Raw genomic sequence first — 26,073 nt, forward strand, 5'->3', positions numbered from 1 at the left:
TAGTTTATATTTATTTCTTTTTATTTGAATTCTGACATTACATCATCTGCTTTTTTCTTGTCTTTACCATTTCCATTTACTCCTTTTTTCTCAAAAAGTTTATCAATTTGGCTTAAGTTGAATGATTTAGAAACACCAGTTACTTCATTGTTTTTATTTTTACTCATAAATTGTACAAAAGTACGGTCTAAATTTTTTGAATAATGTAACCAAACAAATTGATTAGGTAATTCTAATTTTATATCTAATAATGGATTTGCATTGAAACCAGAAACAATAATTTCTTGTAATTTTACAAAGTCATTATCTAAATCTTTGAAAGAAAAAGATCTTGTGTTTGTTTCTTCTTCTTTTTCTACATTTTTATAGAAGAAAGTGTATTCGTTACCTTCATTTTGAATAAACATATCATTTTGGCCGATAGAACCTAATCTCACAACTGGAGTAGTTTCAATAACTTTAATTTGAGCAAATGCAATACAATTTGAGATTAATGCAAGGGCAATAATGACTTTTTTCATAACTTTTATTAGTTTGGGTTAAGTGTTATTTATTTTTGCTAAATATATGTTAAAAAAAAATAATGGCAAAAAAAAATTAAGCAAAAAGGCAATTAATGACTATTCCTTAAACATTTGTAAGAAATAAAAGATAGTTGTTATGATTTTAATTTAAAAGTTAAATTTACTGATGATGATAAGGTTCATTTCTTAGAATAGTGAAACCTCTATAAATTTGTTCAATAACAAATAAACGTACCATTTGATGTGAAAAAGTCATCTCTGATAGCGAAACTTTACCTGCAGCTTGTTTGTAGACGTTTTCGCTAAAACCATACGGACCACCAATTACAAATACTAGGGTTTTTATACCAGCATTCATTTTTTTTTGTAAAAAATTAGAGAAGCCTACGCTTGAAAATGTTTTTCCGTTTTCATCTAAAAGGATTAAATGATCTGTTGGTGTTATTTTAGAAAGAATTAATTCTCCTTCTTTTTCTTTTTGCTGTGCTTCACTTAAATTCTTTACGTTCTTAATATCAGGAATAATTTCTACATCAAATTTGACATAAAAAGACAAACGTTTTGTGTACTCATCAATCAAAGATTGTAAGTCTTTGTTGTCGGTTTTTCCGATTGTTAGTAGTTTGATGTTCATTGGGATAATGGGTCAATTTGAAAATGTGCAAAATAATAATTCTATTTTTAATATTACTTTGATTTTGATGAGGCAATTATTTTGTTTGTGATTTTTAATATTTCAAAGATGTCTTCTATTAAATTTTCACAATTTGGATAATTTTCCAAGTCATTGCATAAAAATAACCAAAATTCAGTCTCTTCAGCTTCTTTCATAGCAATTTTTAGTTTGTGAACAAAATCTGCTTTACTTTCTGAATTTTGCGCCTCTTTAATATTTGCGCCAATTGAAGTGCCAGACTTTAACAACTGATTGGCTATTACGAATTTGCGTTTAGATTCTAATAGCTCACAATAGACGACGACTTTCTTGGCAAAATCAAAAGATTTCAAAAGAATCAAATTATTTTTATACTTCTCTTCAAATTTGAACATATGATTTTAAATTATTAAAGAATCTGTAATTGACTTATTGACATATTTACAAATTTTCACATTATCATAATTTCTCCTTCAAATACTTACCAGTAACTGAATTCTTATTTTTAGCTACTTCTTCGGGTGTACCAAAAGCCATTAATTGGCCACCATGTTCACCACCTTCTGGACCTATATCAATAATATAATCGGCACATTTGATTAAATCCAAATTGTGCTCGATAACAATTATAGAATGTCCTTTTTCAATCAAAGCCTCAAATGATTTTAATAATTTTTTAATATCATGAAAATGCAAACCTGTCGTTGGTTCATCAAATACAAATAAAGCTTTGTCTTTAATTGTTCCTTTTACAAGAAAAGAAGCTAGTTTTATACGTTGTGCTTCTCCACCAGATAGTGTAGAAGAAGATTGCCCCAATTGGACATATCCTAAACCTACATCTTGTAAGGGTTGCAATTTTTGAGTGATTTTATTTTGTTTGTTAACGGTAAAGAATTCAACTGCATCATCAATGGTCATTTTTAGAATATCATCAATGTTTTTTCCTTCAAAAGTTACTTCTAAAACTTCTTTTTTGAAACGTTTTCCATTGCAGGTTTCACATTCTAAATGTACATCGGCCATGAATTGCATTTCAATAGTTACTTCTCCATCTCCTTTGCAGGTTTCACATCGTCCACCATCTACATTGAAAGAAAAATGTTTAGCTTGATAGCCTCTTAATTTTGACAAATTCTGTTTGGAATACAAGTCACGAATATCATCATAAGCTTTTATATAAGTAACTGGATTGGAACGGGAACTTCTACCTATAGGATTTTGATCCACATATTCAATATGTTTAATGTTTGCAAAATTTCCAGCTAATTCAGTGAATTGTCCCGCTTTTTCACCAACACCTTCTAATTTTTTTTGTAGGGCTGGAAATAAAATTTTCTTTACTAATGTACTTTTTCCACTACCAGAAACACCTGTTATAACAGTTAAACAATCTAACGGGAAAGTGAAATTCTGATTTTTTAAGTTGTTTTCTCTTGCACCAATGATTTCAATATGGTTTTTGAATTTTCTTCGTGTTTTTGGTACACTAATTTCTTCTTGACCGTTTAAATATTTTGCTGTTAATGAATCTGCTTTTAAAATTTCGTCATAAGTTCCTTGTGCAACTAAATGACCACCAAGTGTTCCTGCTTCAGGACCAATATCGATAATCATATCGGCTGCTTTCATGATGTCTTCATCATGTTCAACAACAATAACTGTGTTACCTAAATCGCGAAGATTTTTCAATACTTCGATTAAACGTTCTGTATCTTTTGGATGTAAACCAATACTTGGTTCGTCTAAAATATACATAGAACCTACTAAACTACTTCCAAGTGAAGTGGCTAAGTTAATGCGTTGTGATTCTCCACCAGAAAGTGAAGCAGAATTTCGGTTTAATGTTAGGTAACTTAATCCTACATTGGCTAGAAAACCTAAACGATTATTAATTTCTATAAGTAAACGTTTGGCTACTTTTGTATCATATTCATTTAATTCTAATTTTTTAAAGAATTCAATAAGATTTACAATTGGCAAATCGACTAATTCTGTAATAGTATGATTGGATATTTTAATATTATTAGCTTCAGGACGTAATCTTTTTCCTTTGCAAAGGGTACATTTGGTTTTTCCTCTATAACGAGAAAGTAATACTCTATTTTGAATTTTATAATTTTTCTCTTCTAATTCGCTAAAGAAATCATTTAGACCAGTAAAGTATTTATTTCCATCCCAAATGAGTTGCTTTTGTTCTTTGGTAAGTTCGAAAAATGATTTATGAATAGGGAAATCAAATTTGTATGCATTGTTGACCAATTGGTCTCTGAACCAACTCATACTATCTCCTCTCCAAGGAAAAATAGCATTTTCATAAACGGAAAGAGAAGTATTTGGAATAACCAAATCTTCATCAATTCCTATTATGTTTCCATAACCTTCACATTTTGGACAAGCTCCATAAGGATTGTTAAAACTAAATAAATGTACATTAGGTTCTAAAAATGTGAGACCGTCTAGTTCAAAATTAGAACTAAAGTGATGTCTTTTTTGACTATCTAATTCCTGTAGATAACATTCTCCTTTACCTTCATAAAAAGCAGTTTGAATGGCATCAGCTAAACGGTTATAAAATTCTTCTTCTTCTTTGACAATAATTCTATCAATTATTAATAAAATATCTTTGTTGTCTAATGAGTGTTGGTCAATTTCATCTAATCTCATCATTTCACTATTCACAAGAATACGGGCAAAACCTTGTTGAAGCAATACTTTTAGCTTGTCTTCTAATGGTCTTCCTTCTTCTAAATGAATAGGAGCAAGTAATAACCATTTGGAATTTATTTCGAATGATTTTACTTCATTGATGACATCAGAAATGGTGTCTTTTTTTACTTCTTTTCCAGAAATAGGAGAGTAAGTTTTACCAATTCTTGCAAATAATAATTTTAAGTAGTCATATATTTCAGTAGAAGTACCTACTGTAGAACGAGCATTTGTGGTGTTAACTTTTTGTTCAATTGCAATAGCTGGTGCTATACCTTTTATATATTCTACTTTTGGCTTATCTAAACGACCTAAAAATTGTCTTGCATAAGAAGATAAACTTTCCACATAACGTCTTTGTCCTTCTGCATAAAGTGTATCAAAAGCAAGACTCGATTTACCAGATCCAGACAAACCAGTAATTACAACTAATTTGTTTCTTGGAATGGCTACATCAATATTTTTAAGGTTGTGCAATTGTGCTCCTTTAATAAGGATGTTTTTTTTAGGCTCTAGTTTTGAAAAATCTACTTTATTCAACGTATTTATCTTTTTTACATTAATAAAAAAATCGTTTAATTTCTAAACGATTTTTCAAATGTAAAGGTAAATATTTTTTTTATTTTTTTGTTCTTTGTTTTTTAACCATTTCAGCAGTTATTTTAGTTTTATTGTTTCCCCAATTTGAATAAACATAGGTCAATACATCAGCAACATCTTGATCTGAAAAATCTTTATGAGGAATCATGAAGTTTTCATATTTTTTTCCATTAACTACAATAGGTTCTTGAATACCGTAAATAACAATTCGAATGGCTCTATTTGGGTCTGCGTTTAAGTAATCTGATTTTGCTAAAGGAGGAAAACTTGTTCCCTGCCCTTGTCCGTTTGCTGTGTGACACATCATACAAGACTTTTCATATAATTTCTTACCATTATTTATATCTTGCAATTTTGTAGCTTTTGTATATTTTTCACTTTCATGAAATGAAAAAGAAGAAAATGTTAAATAACAAATTAAAATAAATAGAAATGAGGCAATAACTTTTTTCATTGTTGATTGTTTTTATTACTTCACAAAATTATTATTATGAAAATGAGTAATAAATGATAAATATCATGTGATGAGAAAAAAATATTTTCATTACCTATTTTTATATGATTCAAGTTATTGAGTGCATAGAATTGTGTTTTTGTTTTTTAAAGAGGATGATCTAAAATAAGTTATATGCTTAAACAGTATTTATTTTGCTACAAATGTCTTTTTTCTAAAAATAATGCGCTTTTAAACGAACTAAAAGATTGTCTTTTACCTATACATTACCTATACGAAACCGTTGTAAATTATTTTTTAAATTCTTTTTATAAAATGCATAAACCATTATTATAACTGATTTTTCGGGCTTTTTAATTGTTTTAATAATTTTTTAAAATTAAAATAAATGTGTATAGTTTCTATATCTGTCATTTTCTATTTTGTTTCTTTTTAGTGATTAAATTTAAATATTCTTAATTTTTAACCTATTTAAATATATATTATGAAAAAAATTACTTTTTTAATTTTATTTTTCGGAATAATGAATGGGTATTCTCAGTCATTTCCACTTGATTTTTCAGATCCTTTGGATTTAATGACTGGCTATGATGGATGTAGTGTAACAATTATAGATGATTCTGGAAATATGGTAGCACAAGTTGTAGGTGGTGGTCAATTCTATGATACAGCACAATTAAACTTAGCTGAAAATTTAAATTTATCTGATGATGCTAATAATACGATTACATTTATGATTAAACCATCAGCAGGAACAACTTCTGGTAATCATTTATTGAAATTTGAAGGAGGAGTTGCTGGACCAGCTACTGTTGAATTGCCTTTTACAACTTCTGGCACCGCTTGGCAGTCTGTAAGTTTAGATTTTGGATCTGGATTAGGGAATTATTCCAAAGTTGTTCTTTTTACAGATTTTGCCAATAATGAAACAGATACCTATTGGATTGATGATTTTGCAGGAGGAACTAATGTAGCTCCACCACCGCCATTGCCTACACCATCTACGCCTGCACCAGTTCCATTGGCAGATCCAGCGACTGTTGTAAGTATGTATGGTGAATCTTATCCAAACACATACCAATATTCATTCGGAACTGCAACTGATGTTGATTTAGATTCTGGATCAGGAATTAATAATGCCATAAAAATTGATTTTGCTGTAGCAGGTTTTGGAGCAGGATATACTCAGACTGATGTTTCTTCTGCACAATATGTACATTTTGATTATTGGACAAGCGATGCTACCACTTTTGGTTTGTATTTAATTTCTAATAGTCCAGTAATGGAGTATGTTTACAGATTACCTGAGCAAGAGGCTATTGTCTTGAATACTTGGAAAAGTGTAACTATTCCGATGTCATACTTTACAAATTTAGGATTCAATTCTTCTACATGGTTTCAATATAAATTTGATGTTTTAGCTGCTACTGCTGGTACAGTATATTTTGATAATATTTATTTTACTTCAGCCGCTTTACATACTGAAGATTTTAATTTATCGAATATTAAGATGTATCCAAATCCTTCTTCTAATATTTTAAATTTTCAATCCAATGAAGTAATTGATAAGGTTTTAGTTTATAATAAATTAGGACAAATTCTTTTTGATAAATCAGTTCAAAATGAGCTTTTTTCTTTAGATATTTCAGAATTACAATCTGGACAATATTTTGTGAATTTAGTAGCAGGAGAAGCAATTACAACAAAAATATTCATCAAAAACTAATCCTTCATATTATTTAAAATTAAAAAAGGTATGCAGTGCATGCCTTTTTTTTTACTTTTATGAAGTAATAATTTATTAAATAATTTTAATCCGTTTAAACTATAATTATTTTGAGACTTAAATTTTTTTTACTTTTTCTATTAGGTGTTTTATATTCTTATGCACAAGAATTGCCTCCTATTGTAAAGTACCCTCAAAGTGTATATTTAGCAGGTAATCAAAACTGGATGATTACTCAAGATAAAAAGCACTCAGTTTTTTTTGCAAATAACGAAGGTTTGTTAGAATTTAACGGAGCAAATTGGATATTGTATCCCTCTCCAAATGAAACTATTTTACGTTCTGTTTATGCGATAGATGATAAAATTTATACAGGTGCATATATGGAATTTGGTTATTGGTCTAGGAAAACTAATAATGAATTGGAATATAAATCATTAAGCTCTAAAATAAAAGATAAATTAATTGATGATGAACAATTTTGGAATATATTAAATTATGAACAATGGATTATTTTTCAATCTTTTGATAGAATTTATATTTATGATACAAAAACTGAAGCATTTAATATTATTTCAGAAAGCCCTACAATAATAAAATCTTTTGTGGTAAATAATGCTATTTATTTTCATGTAATTAATAAAGGATTATATGAAATTGAGAAAGGAAAAAGCAAATTAATTTCTGATGATCCTGTGTTTTTAAACAATAAAATTATTAATTTATTTTTCATCAATGAAGAGTTAATAGTTCAGACTGAATTTATTGGTTTTTATAAATTTAACAATGGTAAATTAACTAAGTTTTCTACAGAAGCTGATTCTGAAATTGCTTCTAGTAATGTGTACAGTAGTTTATTATTATCGGATGGTAATTTTGCAGTTGGAACAATTTCAAATGGTGTGTTTATTTTAACAAATAAAGGTGAAATTAAATATCATCTTACTCAGAACAAAGGGTTAAGTAATAATACAGCCTTATCTTTATTTGAAGATGCAGATAAAAATTTGTGGATTGGTTTAGATAATGGTATTAATTGTATTAATCTACAATCTCCTATTAAAAGTTTTTCAGATGATACAGGTATACTTGGTACTGTGTATGCTTCGATTATTTTTAAGGATAATTTATATGTAGGAACTAATCAAGGTTTGTTTGTAAAAAAGATAAAAAATGATTCTTCTTTTCAATTTGTAAAAGGAACTAAAGGTCAGGTTTGGTCATTATTTAAAAATGAAAATTATTTGTTTTGTGGTCATAATTTAGGTACTTTTTTAATAGATAATGAAGAAGCAACACCCATTTTTACAAATTCTGGAACATGGAAAATTGAAAAAATTCCTAATAGAGATGATTTGTTACTACAAGGAAACTACAGCGGACTTTCCGTCTTAAAAAGAAATAATAATCAGTGGGAGTTTAGTCATAAAATTAAAGGTTTTGATTATTCTTCAAAACATTTTGAAATAACAAATTTGCTTGAAGTTTATGTAAGTCATGAATATAAAGGGGTTTTTAGACTTGAATTAAATGAAAATTTGACTGAAGCCAAATCATTTTATACCTATGAATCTCCTACAAAGGGTAAAAACTCAAGTTTAATTAATTTTAATAACACTATCTACTATGCATATAAAGAAGGTGTGTTTAAGCTAAATCAAAAGACTAAAAAGTTTGAAAAAGATAAAGTATTGAGTGCTGTTTTTGAAAAAGATGAATACACTTCTGGAAAACTAATAGTTGATAATTCAAACCGATTATGGTTGTTTTCTAAAAATTACATTCATTATTTTTCATTGAGTAAATTAAGTAATCAACTGAAAGAAAATGTTATTCCAATTCCTGCTTCTTTAACGAATTCCATGTTAGGGTATGAAAATATAACGCAATTATATAATTCAACCTATCTAATTGGTACAACAGATGGATATTATACGATAAACTTAAATGATTTAACATTTAAGAATTATAAATTATCAATCACAAATATTGCAATTAATAAATTGAATGAGAAATTAATCAGTTGTCCAATTAGTGATAATGGAACTTTTAAATACAATGAAAACAATATTATTTTTAGTTATTCAGTGCCTGAGTATAATAAATATATTAATGCAGAATATCAATTTTTATTAGAAGGTTTTCAAAATGACTGGAGTGAATGGTCAGCAAAGACAAGTTCTAATTTTAAAAATTTATCGCCTGGTGAATACACTTTTAAGGTGAGAGCTAAAATAGCAAATTCTAAGCCAGATGATATAGTGACGTATAAATTTGTCATTTTAAAACCTTGGTATACCACCAATATGGCTCTTTTGATTTATTCCTGTTTATTTCTGGTTTTGGCTTATTATATACATAAAACATATAAAAGTTATTACAGACAAAAAGAACAAAAGCTTATTGAAGAGAATAATTTATTATTAGAAATAAAAGAATTGGAAAATGCACAACAGCTTATGAAAATCAAAAATGAGCAGTTAACACAAGATGTGGATAGTAAAAATAGAGAATTGGCAGTTTCGACAATGAGTTTAATTAAAAAAGACGAGTTGTTAGCTTTAATAAAAGAGGATTTAAAGAATGCACCAGAACTTACTAATAAAAGTGTAAAATCTGTTATTAGTACAATAACAAAAAACATAAATAAAGAAGATTCTTGGAGTATTTTTAAAGAAGCATTCGACAATGCAGATAATGATTTTCTTAAGAAAGTGAAACAAGATCACCCTTCTTTAACTCCTAATGATTTAAGACTTTGTGCTTATCTTAGATTGAATTTATCATCTAAAGAGATTGCTCCGTTATTGAATATTTCGGTAAGAAGTGTAGAAATAAAAAGATATAGATTGCGTAAAAAGATGAATTTAGATCACGAACAAGGTTTGGTAGAATATATCTTGTCTTTTTAGTACCTATACAACACTATTTAAACCTATACATTACCACAACATCAACGTTTTCGTTTACCATTTCTTGTAATTTTACGGATTATATAATGCTTAAAAACAGGCTATTTTTTTATTAAAAATTCAATTAATTTATGTTTTTTTTAGGATGTATATTTTTTGTTGAGGTTATTTTTAACTTAATATTAAAACAATCCTCTACTTTTAACATTATAAACCAAAACAAATTATGAGATCAAATTTTTTACTAATTACACTTCTTTTATTTACATCAATTGGTTTTTCTCAAACCGTAGATGTATCTGGTAGTGTTTTTGATTCTGGTACAGGTGAACCTATACCTAGTGTTAATATCTTTGCTAAAGATTATAAGATTGGAACATCTACAGATTTTGATGGAAATTTTACTCTTTCAAAAGTTCCTGTTGGAGTTACTTTAGTTTTTAGTTATGTGGGCTATCTTAATTATGAATACAAAGTAACACAAACTGAAGTCATAAAAATTAATATGATTCAAGATTTAAAAGCTTTAGAAGAAGTAGTCGTTATTGGTTATGGAACCAAAGCTAAAAAAGATGTTACTGGATCTGTAGCTGTTGTAGATAGTAAAACTATAGAAGATTTGAGACCTATTAAAGCAGAACAAGCACTACAAGGTACAGTTGCTGGAGTGTATGTTTCAGCAAGTTCAGGTGCACCCGGTTCTAGAATTGATATTAGGATAAGAGGTATTTCTTCTAATGGAGATAATGGACCTTTAGTACTTATTGATGGTTATGAGGGAAATATGGAGTTATTAAACCCTTCTGATATTGAGTCTTATACTGTTCTTAAAGATGCTCAGGCTTCTGTTTATGGAGCTAAAGGAGCAAATGGGGTAATTTTGATAACAACTAAACAAGGTAAGAAAAATACTAAGACAAAAGTTTCATTCAATTCTTATACTGGTTTTCAAGAATCAACGAGGAAATTAAATTTGTTAAATGCTACAGAATATGCTCTATTACTTAATGAAAGTTATGCAAATGCAGGTTTGTCCTTACCTTATCCAAATGTTGAAGGTTTAGGAGTTGGTACTAACTGGCAAGATGAAGTATTTGAAAAAGCTCCAATAATGAATAATGATATTTCAATTTCTGGAGGTTCTGAAACAATAACTTATGCTTTTAGTGCTTCAAAAATTAATCAAGAAGGTATTGTTGGTTTAGAAAAATCAGGTTTCGATAGAGGTACAGCAAGATTGGCCGTTGGTGTTGATTTATTTGATAACCTAAAAATCAAAACTAACTTTATTTATACAGATTTTAATAGACAAGGTTTAAATGAAAATGGTTTAGGTTCAGTTTTATTTAATGCTATTAATGTTCCTTCCGTATTTTCTGTATATGATGTAAATGGAGATTATACTCTAGTTCCTGATACACCAGGATATGGTTTAGAGGTTATTAATCCATTGGCACAGATTAAAAATACCTATAATAGTTATAATCAAGAGCGTTTAAATGGATCAATAAGTTTAGAATATGAGGTAATTAATGATTTAAAATTGACAACTAGATATGGTTTTCAAAGAGCAAATAGTGTAGGTAAAACTTTCAATATGTTAATATATTATGGTCAAGGTAAAGTTTTCAATAATGAAGACCAAAGTACAGTAAATCAAAATACGGAAAAATTTAGTAATTATACTTTTGATTTATTTGCTGAATATCAAAAAACACTTTTTAATGATCATAAGTTTAAAGTAACAATAGGAGGAACATTGCATGAAGCTAATGGAGAGGGATTATTTGCAACTGGTTATGATGTTCCTAACAATTCATGGGAATATGCTGATATAGCTTTAGCAAATGGATTACCTACTAATCCTATAAAAACAAATCGTTCTTATAAGTCTACTCCCTATAAAAGACCTTCTTTATTTGGTACGCTAGATTATAATTTTAGAGAGAAATATTTATTATCATTCATTTTCAGAAGAGATCAATCTTCAAATTTTGGTCCTGAATTTAGTGTTGCTTATTTCAGATCAGTATTAGGTGGATGGATTATTTCAGAAGAAGATTTCTTTAATAATGATGGGAAAATTAATTTTTTAAAGTTAAGAGCTAGTTATGGTACTCTTGGAAATGATGCTATTCCTGGTGATGCTTATCGATCTTTCTTAACTGGAGAATCAGAATATATTTATAATGGTACGCTAACTACTGGTACAGCTGTTGGAGTTTTAACCAATCCAAGTGTTAAATGGGAAACAGATACAAAAATTGACGTTGGATTAGATGCTAAAATGTTTAATAATAAATTAGAAATAACAGCGGATTATTATAATAATACTAGAAAAGATTTATTAATAAGAAGCACTCCTGTTTCTGGGACAGCAGGGGGAAGTGCACCAGGTTCTGGTAACCCTACAGTTAATGCTGGTACAGTAGAAAACAAAGGATTTGAATTGGCTTTAAATTATAAAGATAACATTAAGGATTTTAATTATGGAATAGGCTTTAATATAACTTCAATTAACAATAAAGTAACTCAAGTAAATAATGGTTCTGGTTTTATTGAAAGTGGTGCCTTTGGAATTGGACAACCCTCTCCAACAAGAATGCAAGAGGGACAAACTATAGGAGCATTTTATGGTTATCAAACTGATGGTATCTTCCAAAATCAAGCTGAAGTTAACGCACATCCTTCACAAATTGCATTAGGAGCTGAAGCGTCACCTGGTGATATTAGGTATAAAGATATTAATGGTGATGGTGTTATAAACTTGAATGATAGGACTTTTATCGGTAAACCTATAGCAGATTATACATTAGGATTTAATTTAAACTTAAGTTATAAAAACTTTGATTTTGTTGGTTATTCATATGCATCAATTGGAAACGATATGATTCGTAATTATGAAAGAACTGAAAACAGATTAAATAAACTAAATTATGTTCTAGGTAGATGGACAGGCGAAGGAACGTCTAATGAAGTACCAAGAGTTACTGCTGGAGCTTCTGCAAATAATGTGTTTTCTGATTATTTTGTAGAAGATGCTTCTTTTTTAAGAATTCAAAATATTCAATTGGGATATTCATTGCCTTCAAGTTTGATTGAAAAAATTAAACTTACAAAAGTTAGATTATATGCTTCAGTTAATAATGTATACACTTTTACTAAGTATAGAGGATTTGATCCTGCAGCAAATAGCGGTGATCCTATTTCTGGTGGAATTGATTATGGTTTTTACCCAACACCAAGAACGTACATGTTAGGTTTAAATGTTAATTTCTAAAAAAACAACTATGAAAAAATATACAATAAAAATAGGATTAGTACTAATAGTAGTACTCTCAGCAATTTCAGCTTGTTCTGATGAGTTTGTTAATGAAGATCCTCCTTATGCAATAGATTCTGAAAATTATTTTAATGGAAAAGAAGATTATGAAAATGCATTAATAGGAGCTTATGATTTATTGCAATCTTCTTATGTGAATGTTTTGCTTGGCGAAATTGCATCAGATAACACGCTTTCTGGTGGAGAAAGTGCAACAGATGTTGTAGGATTCCAACAAGTTGATGATATGATACATACACCAGTAAATTCAAATTTAAAAGATATTTGGAATTGGATGTTTGCAGGAGTTTATAGAGCAAGTTACATTTTAGAATTCAAAGATAAAACTGACTTTGAAGGGAAAAATCAAATTATAGCCGAAGCGCGTTTTTTGAAAGCGTATTATAATTTTGAGTTAGTGAAATGGTTTGGACCAATACCTATTAAAGTGGATCAAAGATTTGGTGTAAAAGATGTAGAGACTATTCCTCGTTCTCCAGTATCTGAAGTATATGCCAATATTGAAAGTGATTTATTGTTCGCAATTGATAATTTAAGTCCAACAGCACCACAAACAGGTAGAGCTACTAAAGGTGCTGCACAAGCATTATTAGGTAAAGTGTATTTATATCAAGACAAATTTGTTAATGCAGCTAATGTTTTAGAGGATGTTATTTTTGATGGTAATTATTCTTTGGTCTCCGATTATTCTACTTTATTTGAAAATAATGCTGAAAATGGGCCAGAGTCAGTTTTTGAGGTTCAATATTCAGATGCTCAAGGAGCTGGTTTTGGATGTCTTCAATGTAGTGAAGGTAATGTAGCAGTTGGTTTTAATGGTATTAGAAATTATAATGGTCCTATGTTTGATTCTGGTTATAGCTTTAATGTGCCTACACAACAAGCTTATGATGCTTTTGAGGTTGGAGATAATAGAAGAGATGTTGCCATTTTAAATATTGTTGATTGGGCTGCATCAACTGGAGCAACTTATGGAGAAGGTTATAAGCATACAGGGTTTTTTAATAGAAAATATTTGCCTCGTCAAGGAGATTCAAATGTTGGTGATCAAAACTTAACCAATCCAAATAATTATAGAGCTATTCGTTATGCAGATGTTTTATTAATGGCAGCTGAAGCTTTTAATAGAGGTGGTATTGATGATGGAAAAGCTAGAACTTATCTTAATTTAGTAAGAAGAAGAGCTTTTGGAGATACTAATCACGATATTTCAGCTTCTGGTGCTGCTTTGACAGATTTTATTTTAGATGAAAGAAGATTAGAGTTAGTAGGTGAAGGACATCGTTTCTTTGATTTAGTGAGAACTAATAGAGCAGTTGGTACTATTTCAGGTTTTACAGCAGGAAAAAATGAAATTTTCCCAGTTCCTTTTGAAGAGATTCAATTTTCAAATGGTAATTGGCAACAAAATCCTAATTATTAAAAAAATAGCTATATGAATAAAATAAAAATAGTAATCAGTTTTTTTGTTTTTACGCTTTTTATAGGGTGTGCAAATGATGACGATAATGTAAACTTAGAAAGTATTAATGCACCAAAAAATATTTCAGCATTAATGACTATCAAGCAAGATAATTCAGGTAAAGTTACTATTTTACCAAGAGGAGAAGGAGTTACTCAATATGAAATTTATTTTGGAGACGGAACTGTTGAACCAGCTTTTGTTAATCCTGGTTCATCTGTTGAACATATTTATGCAGAAGGAACTTATCAAGTGAAAATTGTGGGTACAACTCTTGACGGAAAGAAAACAGAAGCTATACAAGAGTTAACAGTATCTTTCTTGGCTCCAACAAATTTGGATGTAACAATTACACCAGGAGCAAGTTTATCTGTTACTGTATCAGCGACTGCCGATTTAGAAGCATATTTTCAAGTATATTACGGGGAAGATCTAAATCAAACTCCAGTAGATTTTATGGAAGGTGAAACAGTTTCTTATACTTATATGCTTCCTGGAACTTATCAAATTAAAGTGGTAGCATTGAGTGGTGGAGTAGCAACAATTGAATATACTGAAGATGTAACTATAACTAATTTAGATGCAGCTCCAACTCCAATAGTACCAGCAGGAAATGTAATATCTATGTTTAGTGATGCTTATACGAATGTTACTGTTGATACTTGGCAAACATCTTGGTCTCAAGCAGTTTTAGAAGATATCTCAATCAATGGAAATGCTACAAAAAAATATAATTCTTTGAATTTTGTAGGTATAGAGACAACGTCCTCACCAATTAATGCAACTGCTATGACGTATTTTCATACTGATATTTGGTCTTCAAATTTTACTGAATTTAAAGTTAAACTAGTTGATTTTGGTGCAGATGGTTCATATGGAGGAGGAGATGATGTGGAGCATGAAATTACAATTCCAACTCCAGCTCAAGAGCAATGGGTTAGTTTAGATATACCATTAAGTGATTTTACAAATTTGACTACAAGAGCTCATATTGCTCAACTTATTTATGTTGCTGCTCCATCAGGAAGTGCAACTGTTTATGTTGATAATGTGTTTTTTTATAATCAAGCAGCAACACCTATAATCGCTGCGCCTACACCAACTGTTCCTGCAGGAAATGTAATATCTATGTTTAGTGATGCCTATACTAATGTAGCTGTTGATACATGGCGAACTAGTTGGTCAAGTGCAAATTTAGATGATGTATTAGTTGCTGGTAATTCTACAAAGAGATATAGCTCATTAGATTTTGTGGGAGTTGAAGCGACAACCACACCTATAAATGCTACAGCAATGACACATTTTCATACAGATATTTGGTCAGCAGATTTTACAAATTTTAAAATTAAATTGGTTGATTTTGGAGCAAATGGAGCATTTGGAGGAGGTGATGATGTAGAACATGAAATTACATTTACGGCTCCTGCTCAAGGGCAATGGGTTAGTTTAGATATTCCATTGAGTGATTTTACCGGTTTAACAACAAGAGAACATATTGCACAACTTATATATGTAGGTACTCCATCTGGAAGTCCAACAGTGTATGTTGATAACGTATATTTTCACAATTAAAATTAGATTAGAATGAAAAAGATAAATCAATATTTTGTACTTATTACCACAATTTTGATGCTAATAGGTTGTCAGGAAGAAGATAATTCATTTGGAGATTTAACTGCTCCTACAAATTTAGTAATAGAGGCTGATATTCAAGGAGTAGATAATGCAAATCCTTATGGAGACGGTTCAGGACTTGTTATTTTTGAAGCACATGCTGATAATGCCATTTCCTATAAGTATGTTTTTAGTGATGGAACTTCTCAGAATTCTCCTTCTGGTGTTTATCAAAAAAGATTTACACAAACAGGAATTAATCAGTATACAGTTACAGTTATAGCTTCTGGTAAAGGAGGTGTTGAAACAAATACTTCTATGACTGTTCAAGTTAGAAGCGACTTTACTGATGAAGAAGCTATTACATTTTTAACAGGAGGAACTAGTAAAAATTGGTATTGGTCAGCCTCAGAGTCAGGACATTTAGGTGTAGGACCAAATAATAGCGATGAAAGTCAGAATTATTATGGCTTTTATTATCAAGCGGCACCTTGGGAGAAAGCAGCAAGTTCAGATTCGGATTGTTTATATGAAAATGTATTAACTTTTACCAAAGATGGAGAAATCTTAAAATATGAGTTAGATAATGGAGGAAGTACTTTTTTTAATTCAGCTTTTAAAAGTGTAGGTGGAGGAAGTAATGGAGGAGACGACTTATGTTTAGGTTTTGATACTTCTGGTGTTAAAATTGTATCATTGAGCCCATCTGAATCTGTAGTTACTATGAATGCAAATGCGGCAACACAAACCAGAGGTACATTAATGAATTTTTCAGATAATGGTTTTATGGGCTATTATATTGGACAAAGTACATATGAGATTTTATCTATTACTGCAAATAGAATGGTTGTAAGAGCTATTATGGGTAGTGATCCATCTTTAGCATGGTATCATACTTTTACAACTACACAACCTGTACAAAATCCAGTAGTAGATTATACTAATTTAGTCTTTTCTGACGAATTTGATATTGATGGAGCTCCAGATACTACTAAATGGGGTTATGACCTTGGTGCTGGTGGTTGGGGTAATGCAGAAGCCCAAACATATACTGATGCTCCTGCAAATGCAACGGTTTCTGGTGGAAATTTAGTAATTACAGCTATAAAGTCAGGTTCTAATTATACTTCAGCACGTTTGAAGTCTGAAAATAAATTTGAATTTACTTATGGTAAAGTAGAAGTTAGAGCTAAACTACCTATAGGCGGTGGAACATGGCCAGCAATTTGGATGCTTGGTGAAGATTATGCAACAAATACATGGCCAGGTTGTGGTGAAATTGACATTATGGAGCACAAAGGAAATGTGCCTAATGTGATTCATGGAACATTGCATTATCCAGGTAATTCTGGAGGAAATGGTAATGGGAATACTACAACAATTGCAAATGCAAGTTCTGAATTTCATGTGTATAAAGCAATTTGGAGTCCTACATCGATTCAAATATTTGTTGATGATGTTTTATTCCATTCTGTTCCAAACTCAAATGCTTTACCGTTTAATCATGATTTCTTTTTAATTCTTAATGTAGCAATGGGAGGAACATTTGGAGGAGCAATTGATTCTTCATTCACTCAATCTGCTATGGAAATTGATTATGTAAGAGTATATCAATAATATCAGTAAAATATTTTTTTCTTATCATTTTTTCAATCTCATGAAGGTTAATATAAATAACCTTCATGAGGATTGAATACTTATTATTTATCTTCTAATGAAATTCAATCCCATAATATATAGTTTATTAATCACATTATTTATAGCACTCATTGGATGTGATTCAAAAAAGACAAATTCTTTTTCTTCTAAGGATAAAGATTCCATTGATAGTAAAGTAGATTCTATTTTAAAATTGATGACTCTAGAGGAAAAGATAGGTCAAATGAATCAATATAATGGTTTTTGGGAAATTACAGGTCCAACTCCTAAAGAAGGACAGGCTGCTAAAAAGTATGAAGACTTGAAAAAAGGACATGTCGGTTCTATGTTAAATGTTAAAGGAGCTAAAGAAGTTTATGCTTTACAAAAAATTGCGGTTGAAGAAACAAGATTAGGTATTCCTTTATTATTTGGATTTGATGTTATTCATGGATATAAAACGATTAGCCCAATTCCATTAGCCGAAGCAGCAAGTTGGGATTTAGAAGCAATTAAAGAATCTGCTAAAATAGCTGCTGAAGAAGCATCAGCAGTTGGTATTAATTGGACATTTGCACCTATGGTTGACATTTCCAGAGATGCAAGATGGGGAAGAGTAATGGAAGGAGCTGGTGAAGATCCTTTTTTAGGAAGTAAAATTGCAGAAGCAAGAATTAAAGGTTTTCAAGGTGATGATTTATCCTCAAATAAAACGGTTTTAGCTTGTGCAAAACATTTTGCAGGTTATGGTTTTGCGGAATCAGGTAGAGATTATAATACTGTAGATGTAAGCGAGCAAACTTTACAAAATATTATTTTGCCTCCATTTAAGGCTTCTGTTGATGCTGGTGTTCGAACATTTATGAATTCTTTTAATGATTTAAATGGAATTCCTGCCACGGGTAATAAATTCTTGCAACGAGATATTTTAAAAGATGATTGGCAATTCGATGGTTTTATAGTTTCAGATTGGGGTTCTATTAACGAAATGATTCCTCATGGTTATGCAAAAGATAGTAAAAATGCTGCTGAAATTGCAATTAATGCTGGTTCTGATATGGATATGGAATCCTATGCATATATTGATCATTTAAAGCAATTAGTAGAAGAAGGAAAAGTAAAAGAGTCAGATATAGAAGATGCTGCAAGACGGATTCTAAGAACAAAATTTGAGTTAGGTTTATTTGAAAATCCTTATAAGTATTGTGATGAATCTTATGAAAAAGCAACAGTTGGTAAGAAAGAATTTCAGGATGGAGTTTTAGATATAGCAAAGAAATCTATTGTATTGCTTAAGAATGATAATAACCTCTTACCCTTACAAAAATCTGGAAAGAAAATAGCTTTAATTGGTGCTCTTGCAAATGATAAAACAAGTCCATTAGGCAGTTGGAGAATTGGCGCAGATGATGAAAGTGCCATTTCTGTATTGGAAGGAATGAATGCGTATGAAGGAAACCAATTATTTTATGCTAAAGGTGCAGATGTTGTTATTGGTAGAACTCAATTTATGTGGGAAACTAAAATAAATGATACAGATAAATCAGAATTTTCAAAAGCTATAGAAGTTGCTAAAAAAGCTGATGTAGTGGTTATGGTATTAGGGGAACATGGATTGCAATCGGGTGAAGGAAGAAGCAGGTCTGATTTAGGATTGCCAGGCGTGCAACAAGATTTACTAGAAGCTGTCTATAAAGTAAATAAAAATATTGTTTTAGTATTGAATAACGGTAGACCTTTAGCGATTCCTTGGGCCAAAGAAAATATACCAGCAATAGTTGAAGCTTGGCATTTGGGAACACAATCAGGAAATGCTATTGCACAAGTTTTATATGGAGATTATAATCCAAGTGGTAAATTACCAATGACTTTTCCTAGGAATGTAGGGCAAGTTCCTCTTTATTACAATTATAAAAATACAGGAAGACCTTCAATGAATGAACCAGAAAGTGTTTTTTGGTCACATTATATTGACGAACAAAATACTCCCTTATTTGCTTTTGGACATGGGCTAAGTTATTCAAAATTTGAATATTCTAATTTGTCATTAAGTAAAAAATCATTTCAAAATAATGAAAAAATTGAAGTTTCAATTACTCTCAAAAATAATAGTAATATTAAAGGAAAAGAAGTAGTTCAACTTTACATTAGAGATTTAATTGCTAGTTTAACAAGACCAGTAAAAGAATTAAAAGCGTTTGAACTTGTTGAATTAAAACCTCAAGAAGCAAGAGTAATAACATTTATAATTGATGAGAAAATGTTAGAATTTTATTCAGCTAATTCTAAATGGGAAGCAGAATCAGGAGAATTTAAAGTATTTGTTGGTGGTAGTTCAGATAACGTAATGGAAGAAAATTTTCAATTTTTAAAGAAATAATTAGATGAGAAATTATTGGATAATACTATTGGTTTTCAATTTTGCTTTGGCACAAAATAATTCTAAAAAATTAGTGTGGGAAGAAAATTTTGATGGCAATCAATTGAATGAGAATGTATGGAATTTTGAATTAGGAAATGGTTGCCCAAATATTTGTGGTTGGGGAAATAACGAATCTCAAATTTATACTAAAAAAAATCATAAAGTTGAAAACGGGTATTTGATTATTACTGCAAATTATGATGGTACAACCTATACATCAACTAGAATTACTACAAAAAACAAAAAAGAGTTTCAATATGGGCGAATTGAAACAAGAGCTAAACTTCCACAAGGAAAAGGTTTATGGCCTGCTTTTTGGATGCTAGGTGCAAATATTTCTGAAGTTGGTTGGCCAAAATGTGGAGAAATAGATATTTTAGAATATATAGGAAAAGAGCCCGATTATATTTTTACCTCATTACACACACAAGATAGCCATGGAAATACAATTAATACTAAAAAAACAAAGATTGAAACGATAGAAGAAGGATTTCATATTTATGCTATTGATTGGAATAAAGAAGAAATCGCTTTTTACGTAGATTCTAATTTAGTATATACTTTTAAACCAGAAGAAAAGAATGAGAATACTTGGCCTTATAATCAGCCTTTTTATTTTTTAATTAATATGGCAATAGGAGGAAATTTTGGAGGCCCTTCAATTGATAATACAGTCTTACCACAAGAATTTAGCATTGATTATATAAAAGTATATCAATAACTATTTTTTGTTTTGTAATTCACAATTTGAAGTAATTTAAATTGGATAACTATTTTTTTTGTGTAGAAATGCAGTTTTAACTATAAATTATTTTAGTACTACTATTAACTTATTAATGAGTAAAAAATTTCAAGTAGAAATTTCAAATATAAAATTTTAACCTTTTAATAATTTTTATTTCTTATGTAATACTTAAACTATTTATAAACAATTAACAAACAAAAACATGAAAAAAACAAAACAAACTATTTATTTTAGATGGGTGCATTTCTGCATCTTCTTCTTATTGACTGCTATAGGTTATAGCCAAGGACCTATTCCTTTTGAAATTAAAAATAATTCTTCTTTTAATGATTCCGAATTGTATGTTGCTATTGTAGGAATTGATTACAATACAAATCAACATGTTTGGGTTAACCCAAAAACAAGTCAAGTTTTACCAATGAGTCCTTCCTATAATACTGTTTTAGGACCAACGATAGGAGGAAATACAGGACCAGGCCAAAATTCTAGATATGCCAATTGCTTTTCTAAATTAAGCGAAATACCTAATAAAACCTTTACACTTCCACAAATTGCAGGATGTAGAGTTTTTATTTCTAAAGGGCAACAATTATATTTCTATTTTTTTGGTGCAAGCGGAGCTCCTTCTGGCTATACATCACCAAATCCTTTAAATGTAACCGATCCAAATCAAGGTATTTTATATGAAATAATTGAATTAACAAATAATCAATATGGGTTTTTTGGTAACCCTTCACGAGTGGATTCATATAAATATCCAATGGGATTAGAATTATTGGGAGCAAATGGGTACCAAAAGAAAGTAGGAGAACTAAAATCTCATTCTGAAATTGTTGCTGCTTTTAAAGCGAATGTTCCAGCAGAATTTCAAGGTTGTGTGAATGATGCTACTGGAGAAATTACTGCTCCTTCTAAAACACCAGCTTTTGCAGATGGAACAGGAGGAACAACAGTTGGACCTTATGCAAATTATTTAAAATCATACATTGATGCTATTTGGAACAAGTACAAAACACAAGATTTAATTTTCTATGCAGGTGATGCAGGTGTGTTTAAAGGTAGAATTTATGGTGAACAATTAGAAGTTGTGGGACAATCAGGTGGGTTTGTAGGGAGAACAGGAAGAGTACAAAATAGACCTACTACTCAAGAAGCATTAGAAGGAAAAGGAGTTTTAGATAGACGCTTAGTTGATGGGGATTTAGATTTAGTTATTCAAGCTCAGTTAACAGCAGCAATCAATAGACATATGGTAGATGTCACAAGCGCTAATCCTGGTCAACAAAATTGGTATAACAGTTCTCAATTTTATCAAGCTAACCCAACAAATCACTACGCTAAATTTTGGCATTTACCAGGTATTAGTGTAGATAATTTAGCATACGGATTTGCTTATGATGATGTAGCTGACCAATCTCCTTCACTTCATTCCCCTCAACCAACAAAAGTTATTGCAACTTTTGGAGGTTATTATGGCACAAATCCAAATACAGGAGTAGCGATAGCTTACAAAGATTGTAATTATGGTGGTTATGCAATAAACTTACCTGCTGGTAATTATACTTTAAGTCAATTACAATCATTAGGTATATTAGACAATGATATATCATCAATTAAAGTTCAGAGTGGCTATGAAGTAGTTTTATATGCTAATAATAATTTTACAGGTTCATCAATAATTGTTAATACAGACGATACTTGTTTAGTAGATAATAATTTTAATGATGCAACAACTTCTTTACGAGTTAGAACTGTAACAAATACATCTTCCATTTTAATTCAAGCTGAGGATTATTCAGCAATGAATGGTATTCAAACTGAGTCTACAACAGATTCAGGGGGTGGTTTAAATGTTGGATATGCAGATACAGGTGATTGGATGGCTTATAATAGTATTAATTTCCCAACTACTGGTTCTTATTTAATAGAATATAGAGTAGCGAGCGCTGTAAACGGTGCTGTAATTTCTTCCGATTTAAATGCTGGAGCTATTGTTTTAGGAAATGTTAATATTCCAAATACTGGAGGATGGCAAAACTGGCAAACGGTTTCTCAAACTGTAAGTGTTAATGCTGGGACATACAATTTTGGAATTTTTATTCAAAACTCAGGAGTAAATTTAAATTGGATACGAATTACTAAAGTTAATAATGCATTAAGAACAACTTCTACTAATACTGAAGAAGTTTTTACTATTTATCCTAATCCAGCTGAGAATACTTTGAATTTTACTACTGATATAAATAATTCTAAAATACAGGTTATAGATTTTCAAAGAGGTATTTATTTAGATTTACCAAAACTTAGTGGTAAAAGTCTAGATATTTCAAGTTTAAAACCAGGTATTTATTCATTAGTATTTGATAAAGATGGTAAGAAAATTGAAAGACGATTTATAAAGAAATAATAATTCACACTAAAATTTAAAGTGCAAATTAGAAGAGACTTATTGAAGTGAAACAGTATCAAAATAAGGTACTGTTTTGCTTCCATTTTATAAATTATTTAGTTTTCTCATCTTTAAAAAAGAACATTAGTTTCAATAAATTAAAAGCAGTATGAAGATTAACATTCTATCAAAATGTAATTATCAATTAATACCTGTTATTGATTAATTTATGCTGTTTGTTGGAATAATAGAGACGTTCGTTTAATTTATTTTTTTATTATATGTTATAAAAATAAATTTATATGATTTAGAATTAATTCTAAATCATATAATTGAAAACTAATTCTATTAATGAGCTATTGGATATAATAAAATTTGTATTCATAAAAAGATAAAAACTAAAATATGATTTAAAAGTAAAAACTATTTATAAAAACAAACAAACACTTAAACAAACAAAAAATGAAAAAAAGAATCTACACTACTTTGGTAGTAATGATTGCATGTTGCAATCTTGCTATGTCTCAAATGTCTTTAGGATCTAATAAGACTTTTCTAAAGAATTTAAAAAACAATTTGGAGGCCAATTCATCAAAAGGAATTGAAAATGATATTTTATTAAAAGTATCAGAAAATAAAAGTTTAATAGGTAAAATTAATTTTAAAAAATCGAGTGGTTCTAGCGAATATTTAATTGGTGAAACTAAAAAAAATAATGGATCTTTTTATATTAATGCAACTGCTAAATCTTTAGAAGGACATATTATTATTAAATCAACAAATCAAGCTTATAAATATTATTCAGATGCAAAAGGAAACGCATTTGTAAAATCTGTTGATATAAATAGTTTAATATGTGTTAATTATGAAAACGTTCCTGAAAAAGAGAAGAGTAATGTTTCTGAAAAAGCTAATGAATTGCAAAACGAAGCCATTGCACCAGCACTATTAGATTTACAGAGCTTGCCAGGAGCTGCTGGTTGTATTCTATTAGATTTCGATGGTTACTATATGCCTGCAGGTAATTTGTGGAATAATGGAAACGCAATTAACGCGGCTCATTCTGGTATGAGTGATGCTGCAGTTCAACAACATTGGGAAGTAGTATCAGAAGATTATAGACCTTTTAACTTAAATATTACAACTAATGAGTCTGTTTTTAATTCTTATCCAAAAAATAGAAGAATGAGAGTGGTAATAACACCTACAAATACTGCTGCTCCAGGAGCTGGTGGAGTTGCTTATATAGGATCGTTTAATTGGAATAATGACGTGCCATGTTGGGTGTTTATCACTTCTGGAAAATCGGGAGGAGATGCTTCTTCGCATGAAATCGGACATACTTTTGATTTAGGACACGATGGTCGTACTAATCCAAACGAAGGTTATTTTTTAGGAATAGAAGGAACGGCTTGGGCACCTATTATGGGAGCTGGTTATTATAGACCAGTTGTACAATGGAGTAAAGGAGAATACAATTATGCTAATAATTTACAAGATGATGTAGCTATAATTGCGGGATCTAAATTTGGTATTGGTTACAGAGGTGATGACTACAGTAATGGAACTTCAGGTGCTACTAATTTAACTTATAATTCTAACGGATCTATAAATCAAAGAAATGGTATCATATCAAGTGAAGCAGATTATGATTTCTTTACTTTTACAACAGGAGGAGGCAATGTAGTTATTAATGCAAATACGGTTAGTAGAGATGGCAACCTTCATCTTTTAATCAGATTATTTAATGAATCAGGAACACAAATAGGTACTTATTGGAATTCAGATCCATTTGCATTGAATGCCACTATGAATGTAAATTTAACAGCGGGAAAATATTTTATTGGTGTAGATGGAAATGGTGCTGGAAATGCTGGTTATGGGGGTTATTCTGCTTATGGTTCAATAGGAAGTTATTCTATTACGGGTACAATACCTCCAGATAACGGAGTGGCTACAGTTTATAAAGATTGTAATTATGGTGGTTATGCTATTAATTTAGCGCTAGGAGATTATACCCTTAGTCAATTGCAAGCAAAAGGAATTGTAAATGATGATATATCTTCAGTAAAAGTAAATAGTGGATATGAAATAGTTTTGTATAATAATGATAATTTTTCTGGCTCCTCAATTATTGTAGGTGGTAATGATACTTGTTTAGTAGATAATAATTTTAATGATATAACTTCTTCTTTAAGAGTAAGATCAATTAGTAGTTCGTCTAGTGTTTTAATTCAAGCTGAGGATTATTCAGCAATGAATGGTATTCAAACTGAGTCTACAACAGATTCAGGAGGTGGTTTAAATGTTGGATATGCAGATACAGGTGATTGGATGGCTTATAATAATATTAATTTTCCAACTACTGGTTCTTATTTAATAGAATATAGAGTAGCGAGCGCAGTAAACGGTGCTGTAATTTCTTCCGATTTAAATGCTGGAGCTATTATTTTAGGAAATGTTAATATTCCAAATACTGGTGGTTGGCAAAACTGGCAAACGGTTTCTCAAACTGTAAGTGTTAATGCTGGAACATATAATTTTGGAATTTTTGTTCAGACTTCTGGAGTAAATTTAAATTGGATAAGAATTACTAAAGTAAACAATACTTTTGCAAGAGAAGCTTTTTTAGAAGAGCCTAAAGAAGAGTTAGTTCTTTATCCAAATCCTGTTGAAAATACTCTGTACTTTAGTACTGCTGTTGAGAATGCAAAATTAACAATTGTAGATGTTCAAACAGGAGCTTTCATACCTATTCCAAAAAATGAAGGCAAAAGTGTAGATGTTTCTACTCTTAAACCAGGGATTTATTCAATTCTTATGAATAATAATGGTCAAATGGAAGAAAGACGTTTTATAAAAAAATAACACAATTAAGAA

The 26,073-nt window shown here is 30.0% G+C and carries 15 protein-coding genes; 10 read left to right on the forward strand and 5 right to left on the reverse strand.

Annotated elements, in window-relative coordinates; translation table 11 throughout:
• Window positions 1-20: 20 nt before the first annotated feature.
• From ACULEV_RS05175 to ACULEV_RS05195, 5 genes are all read right to left on the reverse strand, one after another.
• Window positions 21-521: a hypothetical protein gene (locus ACULEV_RS05175; RefSeq protein ID WP_445457606.1), complete on the reverse strand. Its 501-nt coding sequence runs from the start codon at window positions 519-521 to the stop codon at window positions 21-23.
• Between the two features lie 163 nt (window positions 522-684).
• Window positions 685-1,158, reverse strand: a complete 474-nt coding sequence (rlmH, locus tag ACULEV_RS05180; RefSeq protein ID WP_445457607.1) for a 23S rRNA (pseudouridine(1915)-N(3))-methyltransferase RlmH — start codon at window positions 1,156-1,158, stop codon at window positions 685-687.
• Window positions 1,159-1,211: 53 nt separating this feature from the next.
• Window positions 1,212-1,574 carry a four helix bundle protein gene (locus ACULEV_RS05185; protein ID WP_445457608.1) on the reverse strand — a complete coding sequence of 121 codons (363 nt, stop codon included), beginning with the start codon at window positions 1,572-1,574 and terminating at the stop codon, window positions 1,212-1,214.
• Window positions 1,575-1,638: 64 nt separating this feature from the next.
• Complete coding sequence (uvrA, locus tag ACULEV_RS05190; protein WP_445457609.1) at window positions 1,639-4,428, reverse strand: excinuclease ABC subunit UvrA; 2,790 nt, start codon at window positions 4,426-4,428, stop codon at window positions 1,639-1,641.
• A 79-nt stretch (window positions 4,429-4,507) separates the two neighbouring features.
• A complete protein-coding gene (locus ACULEV_RS05195) occupies window positions 4,508-4,942 on the reverse strand; it encodes a c-type cytochrome (RefSeq protein WP_445457610.1) in 435 nt (144 codons plus the stop codon).
• Between the two features lie 484 nt (window positions 4,943-5,426).
• Here ACULEV_RS05195 and ACULEV_RS05200 point away from each other — a divergent pair, with 484 nt between their 5' ends.
• The 10 genes from ACULEV_RS05200 (at window position 5,427) to ACULEV_RS05245 (ending at window position 26,061) form a co-directional block, all read left to right on the forward strand.
• Window positions 5,427-6,668: a T9SS type A sorting domain-containing protein gene (locus ACULEV_RS05200; protein WP_445457611.1), complete on the forward strand. Its 1,242-nt coding sequence runs from the start codon at window positions 5,427-5,429 to the stop codon at window positions 6,666-6,668.
• 110 nt (window positions 6,669-6,778) lie between these two features.
• A complete protein-coding gene (locus ACULEV_RS05205; protein ID WP_445457612.1) occupies window positions 6,779-9,580 on the forward strand; it encodes a triple tyrosine motif-containing protein in 2,802 nt (933 codons plus the stop codon).
• Between the two features lie 226 nt (window positions 9,581-9,806).
• The gene (locus ACULEV_RS05210; protein WP_445457613.1) at window positions 9,807-12,860 is read left to right on the forward strand and encodes a SusC/RagA family TonB-linked outer membrane protein; all 3,054 of its coding nucleotides are present in this window, start codon (window positions 9,807-9,809) and stop codon (window positions 12,858-12,860) included.
• Window positions 12,861-12,870: 10 nt separating this feature from the next.
• A complete protein-coding gene (locus ACULEV_RS05215) occupies window positions 12,871-14,346 on the forward strand; it encodes a RagB/SusD family nutrient uptake outer membrane protein (protein WP_445457614.1) in 1,476 nt (491 codons plus the stop codon).
• A 12-nt stretch (window positions 14,347-14,358) separates the two neighbouring features.
• A complete protein-coding gene (locus ACULEV_RS05220; protein ID WP_445457615.1) occupies window positions 14,359-15,957 on the forward strand; it encodes a hypothetical protein in 1,599 nt (532 codons plus the stop codon).
• 12 nt (window positions 15,958-15,969) lie between these two features.
• Complete coding sequence (locus ACULEV_RS05225) at window positions 15,970-17,616, forward strand: glycoside hydrolase family 16 protein (RefSeq protein WP_445457616.1); 1,647 nt, start codon at window positions 15,970-15,972, stop codon at window positions 17,614-17,616.
• Between the two features lie 97 nt (window positions 17,617-17,713).
• A complete protein-coding gene (gene bglX, locus ACULEV_RS05230) occupies window positions 17,714-20,017 on the forward strand; it encodes a beta-glucosidase BglX (protein ID WP_445457617.1) in 2,304 nt (767 codons plus the stop codon).
• Between the two features lie 4 nt (window positions 20,018-20,021).
• Window positions 20,022-20,780 carry a glycoside hydrolase family 16 protein gene (locus ACULEV_RS05235; RefSeq protein WP_445457618.1) on the forward strand — a complete coding sequence of 253 codons (759 nt, stop codon included), beginning with the start codon at window positions 20,022-20,024 and terminating at the stop codon, window positions 20,778-20,780.
• 226 nt (window positions 20,781-21,006) lie between these two features.
• Window positions 21,007-23,211: a beta-1,3-glucanase family protein gene (locus ACULEV_RS05240; protein WP_445457619.1), complete on the forward strand. Its 2,205-nt coding sequence runs from the start codon at window positions 21,007-21,009 to the stop codon at window positions 23,209-23,211.
• A gap of 444 nt (window positions 23,212-23,655) precedes the next feature.
• Window positions 23,656-26,061: a carbohydrate-binding protein gene (locus ACULEV_RS05245; protein ID WP_445457620.1), complete on the forward strand. Its 2,406-nt coding sequence runs from the start codon at window positions 23,656-23,658 to the stop codon at window positions 26,059-26,061.
• The last annotated feature ends 12 nt before the right edge of the window (window positions 26,062-26,073 follow it).

This window comes from Flavobacterium sp. HNIBRBA15423 (assembly GCF_052655965.1).